We start from the raw sequence: 10645 nt of genomic DNA on the forward strand, positions 1-10645 counted from the left end.
AAACGCCCGGTTACATTCCGAACCCGGAAGCTAAGCCTTACAGCGCCGATGGTACTGCAGGGGGGACCCTGTGGGAGAGTAGGACGCCGCCGAACTCCTTTTAGAGCTCTGGCTCTTGGGCACGCAGCCCAAGAGCCAGAGCTTTTTTGCGTTGAGGTAAGGTCAGGGGGCATCGTTGGCTCATTGCGCACAGGAGGCTCCCGGGTGGAGGTCCAGGAGACCCGCGTCCAGACGGACCGGGTCCTCACCATCCCCAACATCCTCAGCATGGCGCGGCTCGCCGGAGTGCCGCTCTTCCTGTGGCTGATTCTCAGGCCTGAGTTCGGCGGTCCCCAGAGTGACGGGTGGGCGCTTCTGGTGCTGGCTCTGAGTGGGATCAGTGACTACCTGGACGGCAAGCTCGCGAGGCGCTGGAACCAGATCAGCAGTCTCGGCCGGCTTCTGGATCCCGCGGCCGACCGGCTCTACATTCTTACGACTTTGGTCGGCCTCACCTGGCGCGAGATTCTGCCAATCTGGTTGACCGCTGCACTTCTGGCGCGCGAGTTGGTTCTGCTGGTGATGGTGGGCATCCTCAGACGCCATGGCTATCCGCCCCCACAGGTGAACTTCCTGGGCAAGGCCGCCACCTTCAACCTGATGTACGCCTTCCCCCTGCTGCTGCTCAGTGACGGAAGTGGATGGATCGCGTCACTCGCTGCTATTTTCGGATGGGCGTTCGCCGGATGGGGTACAACGCTGTATTGGTGGGCAGGAGTCCTCTACGTGGTACAGGTCCGCCGCCTGGTTCGTGCGGACGCCATGGCCGACTGAACTTGCTGATTACGACGGCTGTATCGGCCCGATGGCCCGCGGTGGAAAAGTGCGGGACAATCTGACGGGTGAAGTCGGCTAGACCGTCATCTCTTTAAAGGAGGACGCTTCCGACATGAAGGCCGTCGTGATGGCCGGAGGCGAAGGCACACGCCTTCGCCCTATGACCTCGAGTATGCCCAAGCCGCTCCTGCCGGTGGCCAACAGGCCGATCATGGAGCACGTTCTGCGGCTGCTCAAAAGGCATGGGCTCAACGAGACCGTCGTTACTGTCCAGTTCCTGGCCTCACTGGTCAAGAACTACTTCGGTGACGGTGAGGAGCTCGGTATGGAGCTCACCTACGCCAATGAGGAGAAGCCACTCGGTACCGCCGGAAGCGTCAAGAACGCCGAAGAGGCGCTGAAGGACGATGCTTTCCTCGTCATCTCCGGTGATGCCCTGACCGACTTCGATCTCACCGAGCTCATCAATTTCCACAAGGAAAAGGGCGCGCTGGTCACCGTCTGCCTGACGCGCGTGCCCAACCCGCTGGAGTTCGGTATCACGATCGTCGACGAGGAGGGCAAGGTCGAGCGCTTCCTGGAGAAGCCGACCTGGGGTCAGGTCTTCTCGGACACCGTGAACACGGGTATCTACGTGATGGAGCCCGAGGTGTTCGACTACGTCGAGGCCGATGTCTCCGTCGACTGGTCCGGCGATGTCTTCCCGCAGCTGATGAAGGAAGGCAAGCCGGTCTACGGCTATATCGCCGAGGGCTACTGGGAGGACGTCGGTACCCACGAGAGCTATGTGAAGGCGCAGGCCGACGTCCTGGAGGGCAAGGTCGACGTCGATCTCGACGGCTTCGAGATCTCCCCGGGGGTGTGGGTTGCGGAGGGTGCAGAGGTGCATCCCGACGCCGTTCTTCGCGGTCCCCTCTACATCGGTGACTACGCCAAGGTCGAGGCCGGCGCCGAAATCCGTGAGCACACCGTCATCGGCTCGAATGTCGTCGTGAAGACCGGGGCCTTTCTGCACAAGGCCGTCGTGCACGACAACGTGTACGTCGGTCAGCACAGCAACCTGCGAGGCTGCGTCGTCGGAAAGAACACCGACATCATGCGCGCGGCCCGGATCGAGGACGGCGCCGTCATCGGGGACGAGTGCCTGATCGGCGAAGAATCGATCGTGCAGGGCAATGTGCGGGTCTATCCGTTCAAGACCATCGAGGCCGGTGCCTTCGTCAATACCTCGGTCATCTGGGAGTCCAGAGGACAGGCGCACCTCTTCGGGGCCCGTGGCGTGTCCGGGATCCTTAACGTGGAGATCACGCCCGAGCTCGCTGTGCGTCTCGCTGGCGCCTACGCGACCACGCTCAAGAAGGGCTCGACCGTCACCACGGCCCGTGACCACTCCCGTGGTGCCCGTGCGCTCAAGCGGGCCGTCATTTCCGCCCTGCAGGCCAGCGCCATCGATGTACGTGACCTGGAGAACGTGCCGCTGCCCGTCGCGCGGCAGCAGACCGCGCGGGGCAGCGCCGGCGGGATCATGATCCGTACCACGCCCGGTATCCCGGATTCCGTGGACATCATGTTCTTCGACGGGAACGGGGCTGACCTTTCGCAGGGGAGCCAGCGGAAGCTGGACCGGGTGTTCGCGCGGCAGGAGTACCGGCGGGCGTTCCCGGGGGAGATCGGGGACCTGCACTTCCCGGCCAGCGTCTTCGACTCGTACACAGGGTCGTTGCTGCGGAACGTCGACACCACGGGCATTTCCGAGTCCGGACTCAAGGTCGTCGTCGACGCGTCGAACGGCAGCGCCGGGCTTGTGCTGCCCAGCCTGCTCGGAAAGCTTGGCGTGGACGCGCTGACCATCAACCCGGGGCTCGACGAGTCCAGGCCCACCGAGTCTGCCGACGGGCGTCGGTCGGGGCTGGTGCGGCTGGGAGAGATCGTGGCGTCCGCGCGCGCCGCCTTCGGGGTGCGGTTCGACCCCGTCGGTGAGCGGCTGTCGTTGGTCGACGAGAAGGGGCGGATCGTCGAGGACGATCGCGCGCTGCTCGTCATGCTCGACCTGGTGGCTGCGGAGCGGCGCAGTGGCCGCGTCGCGTTGCCGGTGACCACGACGAGGATCGCCGAGCAGGTGGCGGCCTATCACGGGACGCAGGTGGAGTGGACGACCACTTCTCCGGACGACCTCACCCGTGTCGGTCGTGACGACACGACGATCTTCGGCGGGGACGGCAAGGGCGGGTTCATCGTCCCCGAGTTCAGCAGTGTCTTCGACGGTACGGCGGCCTTCGTGCGGCTGATCGGGCTGGTGGCGCGCACGCAGCTGACCCTCAGCCAGATCGATGCGCGGATTCCTCGGGCGCACGTCCTCAAGCGGGATCTGGCGACTCCCTGGGCCGTCAAGGGCCTGGTGATGCGGCGGGTCGTCGAGGCGGCTGGAGATCGCTTCGTGGACACCACTGATGGTGTGCGGGTGGTGGAGACCGACGGGCGCTGGGTCATGGTGCTGCCGGACCCGGCGGAAGCGGTCACTCACCTGTGGGCGGAAGGGCCGGACGACGCCTCCGCCCAGGCCCTGCTGGACGAGTGGGCGGCGGTCGTGGACAGCGCCGGGCGCTGAAACCACTTCACGCGCGTGCCGGACAGGTGCCCCCAGGAGGGCCTGTCCGGCACGCCGGTGGGGCCATTCGGAGGTAGCGGTCGCGACGTGCGACGATGTGCGGCATGCCGCAGCAGCCCCCCGTTCGGAGCACTCCCGCGCGCCCCGCGCGCCCGGACGCGTCCATGTCGCTGCTCACCAACGTCATGGACCACAGCCTCGACGAAGGCTACGCCGAGGCCGCCGTCCGGAAGAAGGCCGCAGGCGACGGGGGGCTGCCCAAGACGCTGCGGGCGAAACTGGGTCTGGCCGCCGGGCTGGTGCTCGCCGCACTGGTCGTGACCGTCGGAGCCGCCCAGGCCCGGGTCGCCGCTCCTGTCGTCGCCAAGGAGCGCGAGGAACTGATCGACCGCATCGACCGGGAGACCGAGGCCGCGGACAAACTGGAGGACTCCGTCGACGAGCTGCGCGACGACGTGAGCGCGCGCCAGCGTGCGGCCCTCAGGGACAGCGGCGGCAGCGAAAAAGCGGAACTCGTCGGCATTCTCTCGGGCGCCACGGCAGTGCGCGGCCCCGGGGTGAAGCTGGTCGTGGACGACGCCAAGGAAGCCACCTCCGGGGGTGACGGCGGCCCGCGCGAGACCTCCGGGTTCTCCGACACCGGGCGGGTGCGCGACCGGGACATGCAGCGGGTGGTCAACGGACTGTGGGAATCGGGCGCCGAGGCAGTGTCGATCAACGGGCAGCGGCTGACGGCGCTGTCGGCGATCAGGGCAGCGGGTGCGGCGATACTGGTCGACAACAAGCCACTCGTTCCGCCGTATACGGTGCTTGCCGTGGGGGACGGCAAGCGGCTGAGCACAAGGTTCCAGAACAGCGCCGACGGCCTGTACCTGCATGCCTTGCAGGAGAACTACGGCATCAGGACCGCGATTTCCGTGGCGGACGACCTCCGGCTGCCCGCCGCACCGAGTGTGATCGTACGTACAGCACAGCCGAGAAGTGAGAAGGGCACATCGTGATCGCCGTACTGGGCCTCGTCGTGGGAGTCGTGGCCGGCCTGTTGGTCCGGCCCGAGGTTCCGGCGGTCGTCGAGCCTTATCTGCCGATTGCCGTGGTGGCGGCGCTCGACGCCGTCTTCGGAGGTCTGCGGGCCATGCTCGACGGCATCTTCGACGACAAGGTCTTCGTCGTGTCGTTCCTGTCGAACGTGGTCGTGGCAGCGCTGATCGTGTTCCTGGGCGACAAATTGGGCGTCGGCGCCCAGCTGTCCACCGGTGTCGTCGTCGTGCTCGGGATCAGGATCTTCTCCAACGCCGCGGCGATCCGCCGGCATGTGTTCCGGGCGTGAGGCGGATGAGCAACCAGGACGAGACGCCTGAGAACCGGCTGCGCAGGGAACTGCCCGAAGAAGTGACCGCCGAGCCTTCCGCGGCGGCTGCGGGCGCCTCCGAGGAGCCGCCGCAGCTGACCGGCCGTCAGCGGCTGGTGAACGGGCTGTGGCCGCCGCGTGTCACCCGGGCCCAACTCATCGTCGCGGTCCTTCTGTTCGGGCTTGGTTTCGGTCTGGCGGTGCAGGTTGCGTCGAACAGTGACAGTGACAGCGCTCTGCGGGGGGCGCGTCAGGAAGATCTTGTTCGTATCCTCGATGAACTGGATGACCGCACTCAGCGTCTTGCAGACGAGAAGCAGGGCCTCGAAAAGCAGCGGGACGAGCTGGAGAACAGCTCGGACCAGGCAGAGGAGGCCCGCAAACAGACGGTCGAGAAGGAGAAGCAGCTCGGCATCCTGGCAGGCACGGTGGCCGCGCAGGGTCCGGGCATCACGATGACCATCCACGACACGAAGGGGGCGGTCCAGGCGGACATGCTGCTCGACGCGATCCAGGAGCTGCGCGCGGCCGGTGCCGAGGCGATCCAGGTGAACGGCGTGCGGGTCGTCGCGGGCACCTATCTGACCGACTCCGGCAAGAGTGTGAGTGTCGACGGGAACAAGATCAACACCCCCTATCGTTTCAAGGTCATCGGCAAGCCGCAGGACCTCGAGCCGGCGCTCAACATCCCTGGAGGCGTGGTGCAGACTCTTGAGAAGGAGCAGGCCACCGTGACCGTCGAGCGGTCGGACAAGATCATCGTGGACGCCTTGCGAGCGGCGAAGCGGCCTGACTACGCTCGGTCGTCCTCCCAGTGAACCGGGGGTGCATGGGGGACGTCCGGCGAGGGCATGAGGTTGCGGGGGGTCGGCGCACCGATTCGGTGGTGCGTGGTGGAAACTGTCCGGTGGACACGGACGTTGTGAGGATGTCCGGATCGACCGGTGTGTTCAATCAGGGTTCGTCCTGCCCCACGGGCGGGTCTGTTTCGGTCAAGGGGAATCGCCCGTGAAGTTGTTTGCGAAGTTGTTCGGCAAGAGCGCGCGAGAGGGCAGCGAAAATGCGACCGCCCGTCATCGCGCACAGCCTGATGCAGAAGGCCAGCGGCCGTTGTTCCGGGACCAGGTCGACGGCCCGGGAGGTGACGTTTCCGGAGGTCAGGGCGCGCCGTCAGTTGACCCTGCCCAGTCCGGAGGCATAGGTTTCGGGCAACCGTCAACCTCAAGTACGGGTGGAGGGTTTTCCCCTATGTCGGCCCTGGTGTGTACGAGGTGCGGTAACCGCAACGCGGAGAACAGCCGCTTCTGCTCCAACTGCGGCGCTCCGCTGCGGGCCGGGGCAACGCCCGAGCGTCCGTCCGAGACGACGTCCACGATCTCCATCTCCGGGCTCGAGGCCTACGACGCGGAGGTCACGGGCCAGACCCAGATGCCCATGCTCTCCCCGGAGGCGCAGGCTGCCGTCGACGCGCTGCCGCTCGGCTCGGCGCTCCTGGTGGTGCGCCGCGGTCCGAACTCGGGCAGCCGCTTCCTGCTGGACGGCGACCTGACCACGGCCGGGCGTCACCCGCAGAGCGACATCTTCCTGGACGACGTCACGGTCTCCCGTCGGCACGTGGAGTTCCGCCGTGGTCCGGACGGCTCGTTCACGGTGGCCGACGTGGGCAGTCTGAACGGCACGTACGTCAACCGCGAGCGGATCGACCAGGTCGCTCTGTCCAACGGTGACGAGGTGCAGATCGGCAAGTACCGGCTGGTCTTCTACGCGAGCCAGCGGGGCTACTGACCCTCCCGGGAAGGTCCATGCTGCAATCACCGAGCGGCGGTGCCGGGCACGGTACCGCCGCCCCGGACAGTGGGCTGATGAGCATCGGCACGGTACTGAACGTGCTGCGCGACGAGTTCCCCGAAGTCACCATCTCCAAGATCCGTTTCCTGGAGTCGGAGGGGCTCATCGAGCCGCAGCGAACCCCCTCGGGGTATCGCAAGTTCAGCACCGACGACGTCGAGCGCCTCGGTCATGTCCTGAGGATGCAGCGGGACCACTATCTGCCGCTCAAGGTGATCCGCGAGCACCTGGATGCCATGGAGCGCGGTGAGGCCGCGCCACTGCCGCCGGTGGGCCGGCAGCGGGACGGCGAGGGTCTCGCGGAAATCGCCGAGGGGCCGACGGCGGCCAGGATCGGGCGGGCCGAGCTGATGGCCGCCGCCGAGATCGGCGAGCAGGAACTTCAGGAGTGGGAGTCCTACGGGCTGATCACTCCGCTGCCCGACGGGGCGTACGACGCCGAGGCGGCCACCGTGGCCTCGCTCATCGCCGAGCTGGGGCGGTTCGGGATCGAGCCGCGGCATCTGCGGGTGATGAAGGCGGCGGCCGACCGCGAGGCGGGGCTGGTCGACCAGGTTGTGGCCCCGCTTCGGCGCCATCGCAACCCGCAGACCAGGGCGCACGCCGAGGCCCGTACGAAGGAACTGGCCGGGCTCACCGTGAGGCTGCACGCGGCGCTCGTACAGACCGCGCTGGGCGTGCGGCTGCCGTGACGTGGGTGGGTTCGCACGGGTCGGATAGGCCACCCGTTCTCTGCCCGACTACCCAAACGTCCCGGGCACGGCCTAGGGTTGCTGTGTGAACGAGCTCGATGTCGTAGGTGTCCGGGTCGAAATGCCCTCCAACCAACCGATCGTGCTCCTGCGTGAAGTGGGAGGCGACCGCTACCTCCCCATCTGGATCGGGCCTGGGGAGGCTACTGCGATCGCCTTCGCGCAGCAGGGCATGGCCCCCGCTCGACCGCTGACCCATGACCTGTTCAAGGACGTGCTCGAGGCCGTCGGGCAGGAGCTCACCGAAGTGCGCATCACGGACCTGCGTGAAGGCGTCTTCTACGCGGAGCTGGTCTTCGCCAGCGGAGTAGAGGTGAGCGCCCGACCGTCCGACGCCATAGCGCTGGCCCTGCGCACCGGAACGCCGATCTACGGCAGTGACGGCGTGCTCGACGACGCCGGCATCGCGATCCCGGACGAGCAGGAGGACGAAGTGGAGAAGTTCCGCGAGTTCCTCGACCAGATCTCGCCCGAGGACTTCGGAACCAGCAGCCAGTGAGGCGTCCGCCGCCTCGTGGGCGAACCAGCCCGCGGGGCTCGGCCAGGCCCGTTGGCGCCGTAAATGCCGGTATTTGCCAGAGGCACGCGAGAGAGTCCTGCGGGCCGCTCCGAGCGCATTCGGCTAGCCTTTCCCCGCGGTTGGGTGCGGGAAACCACTCGAAGGGTGATTATCACCCGGCGTGCCGAGTGTGGCGATCGTTGACGCGCCCCTGGTGACTGCCTACCGTCGAGAAGGCAGGTCAAGGACGGAGGTCGGCGTGAGAAGCAGCGGCGACGGTACGGCTGGGGGTGCCCCCGGGCGCAGTCTCGGGGCGAGCGGTCCGTACCCGCTTCACAGCAACGCGGCCGATCACGCTCCGCAGCGACCGACGGCCGTGCCGAGCAGCGGAGGGGCGACGTCCATGGCGTCCGAGCAGATCGGCTACCGCGGTCCGACGGCCTGCGCGGCCGCCGGAATCACCTACCGGCAACTGGACTACTGGGCCCGCACCGGCCTCGTCGAGCCGAGTGTGCGTCCGGCCCACGGATCGGGGACGCAGCGGCTTTACAGCTTCCGGGACGTTGTCGTCCTGAAGATCGTCAAGCGCTTTCTGGACACCGGTGTGTCGTTGCAGAACATCCGCACCACCGTTCAGCACCTCAGGGAACGCGGCTTCAGCGACCTGGAGCGCATGACGCTGATGAGCGACGGTGCCACGGTCTACGAGTGCACCTCACCGGACGAGGTGCACGCGCTTCTGCAAGGTGGCCAGGGCATCTTCGGAATCGCCGTGGGCGTCGTGTGGCGGGACGTGGAGAACGCGCTTTCTCAGCTGCACGGGGAGCGGATCGACACCGGGGAGACCCTTGTGGGGCACAACCCCGCGGACGAGCTGGCGCGGCGGCGCAACCGGGCGGTCTGACGGTCGCCCTGGTCTTCGGGGACGGCATTGTCAGTGGCGTAGGGCAGCATCGGAGATGTGAGAAGCGCGCCCACGATCCTGCATCTCGACATGGATGCCTTCTTCGCCTCGGCGGAGCAGGCATCCAAGCCGAGCCTGCGCGGGAAGGCCGTCGTCGTGGGCGGGCTCGGGCCGCGTGGCGTGGTGGCCACGGCGTCGTACGAGGCACGGGTTTTCGGGGTTCATTCGGCGATGCCCATGGCTCAGGCGCGGCGGCTCGCACCCAACGCGGCGTATCTGGTGCCACGAGGTGCGTTCTATCGGTCGATCAGCGAGCAGGTGATGGGGCTTCTGCGGGCGCTGTCGCCGTTGGTGGAGCCGTTGAGCCTGGACGAGGCGTTCGTGGACCTGGAGGCCGGAGGAGCGGCCTGGGACGACGCGTCGGCGCGGCTGGCCGGGGCGAAGCTGCGGGCCGACATACGGGCTGTCACCGGGCTCACGGGGTCGGTGGGCCTGGCTGCCTCCAAGATGCTGGCCAAGATCGCCTCGGAGCAGGCCAAACCCGACGGGCTGGTGGTCATCGAACCGGGGACCGAGCGGGCCCTGCTCGGTCCGATGTCCGTGCGGACGCTGCCGGGGGTGGGGCCGACGACCGGCGACCATCTGCGGCGGGCCGGGATCCACACGGTCGACGAGATCGCCGAGGCGGGTGAGGACGAGCTCGTCCGGCTGCTGGGCAAGGCCCATGGGCACGGGCTGTACGCCATGGCGCTGGCGCACGACGAGCGGCCGGTGGTGGCGGAGCGGGAGACGAAGTCGGTGTCTGTGGAGGACACGTACGACGTCGACATCCACGACCGGGTCCGGGTGGGGCTGGAGGTGCAGCGGCTGGCCGACCGGTGTGTGCGGCGATTGCGGGGCGCGGGGCTGTCCGGGCGGACCATCGTGCTGAAGGTGCGGAGATACGACTTCTCGACGCTGACCCGGTCCGAGACGTTGCGGGGGCCTACGGACGATTCGGGGGTGGTGCGGGAGGCCGCCGCGCGGTTGCTGGACTCGGTGGACACGACAGGGGGTGTGCGGCTGCTGGGGGTGGGCGTGACCGGCCTGGCCGACTACACGCAGGAGGACCTGTTCGCGCAGGCGGCGGAACGGGGAGATGCCGCCGGGGCGGAGGATGTCGATGACGTGCCCGCGGCGGAGCCGGCCGCGCCGGTCGAGAGACGGTGGGTCTCGGGGCACGACGTCACCCATGCCGAGTACGGGCACGGGTGGGTGCAGGGGAGCGGCCTCGGGCGGGTGACCGTGCGGTTCGAGACACCTGACTCGGAGCCGGGGCGCGTACGGACCTTCCGGGTCGACGACCCGGACTTGGAGCCGGCGGAGCCGTTGCCGCTGGTGGCGCCAAGACCTGGGGTGGCTGAGGAAGGGGAGCCTTCGGCGGACGGGGGGCGGGTGCGGGCGGGGTGAGGTCGGCGGGGCGGGTGCGGGCGGAGGGTGAGGGCGACGGCCGTGTGTAGTGAGGGGGTTGGAGTGGGGCGGATGCGTGCGGACTGAACCGACCTCGGCGGGGCGGGATGCGGCGCCTGGACTCGGTTGCGGGGGGCGTGTGCTGGGTGGCCGTGCCGGACCGGTCGGCGGGTTATGGGCCAGACCGGCCGGTTGAGCGTGCGGCGGCCCGAGTCGGCGGAGGTCTGTGTGTGGCGTTGGACCGGCGTGGCTGGGGCTTGGCCGAGTGGGCGTGTGCGGGGGAGCGGGTGCGGGTGGGGGTAGGCGTGCGGTGGCCTGGCTCGGCGGGGGGCGGGGGGCGGGGGGCGGGGGGCGGGGTGTGGGGGATGGACCGGAGACGCTGGTCTCGTACCGGGGGAGCGGGTGCGCGTCCAGTAGC

General features: G+C 68.1%; 10 protein-coding genes and 1 rRNA gene. All 11 read left to right on the forward strand.

Annotation, left to right across the window (positions count from 1 at the left end):
* Positions 1-95 (forward strand): 5S ribosomal RNA (gene rrf / locus ACFWWR_RS47235); the annotation flags it as partial.
* A gap of 109 nt (positions 96-204) precedes the next feature.
* Positions 205-813 carry a CDP-alcohol phosphatidyltransferase family protein gene (locus ACFWWR_RS47240; protein WP_383877448.1) on the forward strand — a complete coding sequence of 203 codons (609 nt, stop codon included), beginning with the start codon at positions 205-207 and terminating at the stop codon, positions 811-813.
* Between the two features lie 115 nt (positions 814-928).
* Positions 929-3424, forward strand: a complete 2496-nt coding sequence (locus ACFWWR_RS47245; RefSeq protein ID WP_383877449.1) for a sugar phosphate nucleotidyltransferase — start codon at positions 929-931, stop codon at positions 3422-3424.
* 95 nt (positions 3425-3519) lie between these two features.
* Positions 3520-4425, forward strand: coding sequence for a DUF881 domain-containing protein (locus ACFWWR_RS47250; protein ID WP_383877451.1), 906 nt, complete (start codon positions 3520-3522; stop codon positions 4423-4425).
* Positions 4422-4754: a small basic family protein gene (locus tag ACFWWR_RS47255; protein WP_003988855.1), complete on the forward strand. Its 333-nt coding sequence runs from the start codon at positions 4422-4424 to the stop codon at positions 4752-4754. The genes ACFWWR_RS47250 and ACFWWR_RS47255 overlap by 4 nt, the downstream gene beginning before the upstream one ends.
* Positions 4755-4759: 5 nt before the next feature.
* Entirely contained in the window at positions 4760-5593 is an 834-nt protein-coding gene (locus ACFWWR_RS47260; protein WP_384310560.1) for a DUF881 domain-containing protein, read from the forward strand.
* An 82-nt stretch (positions 5594-5675) separates the two neighbouring features.
* Positions 5676-6560, forward strand: a complete 885-nt coding sequence (locus ACFWWR_RS47265; protein WP_383877466.1) for an FHA domain-containing protein — start codon at positions 5676-5678, stop codon at positions 6558-6560.
* A 17-nt stretch (positions 6561-6577) separates the two neighbouring features.
* Positions 6578-7315 (forward strand): MerR family transcriptional regulator, encoded by a 738-nt coding sequence (locus tag ACFWWR_RS47270; protein ID WP_384310562.1) that lies wholly within the window; start codon positions 6578-6580, stop codon positions 7313-7315.
* Between the two features lie 85 nt (positions 7316-7400).
* Complete coding sequence (locus ACFWWR_RS47275; RefSeq protein ID WP_004002801.1) at positions 7401-7874, forward strand: bifunctional nuclease family protein; 474 nt, start codon at positions 7401-7403, stop codon at positions 7872-7874.
* A 259-nt stretch (positions 7875-8133) separates the two neighbouring features.
* Complete coding sequence (locus tag ACFWWR_RS47280; protein ID WP_383877456.1) at positions 8134-8778, forward strand: MerR family transcriptional regulator; 645 nt, start codon at positions 8134-8136, stop codon at positions 8776-8778.
* A 57-nt stretch (positions 8779-8835) separates the two neighbouring features.
* A complete protein-coding gene (locus ACFWWR_RS47285) occupies positions 8836-10227 on the forward strand; it encodes a DNA polymerase IV (protein ID WP_384310563.1) in 1392 nt (463 codons plus the stop codon).
* Positions 10228-10645: the final 418 nt, after the last annotated feature.

The organism is Streptomyces sp. NPDC058678, from assembly GCF_042714835.1.
GTDB lineage: Bacteria > Actinomycetota > Actinomycetes > Streptomycetales > Streptomycetaceae > Streptomyces.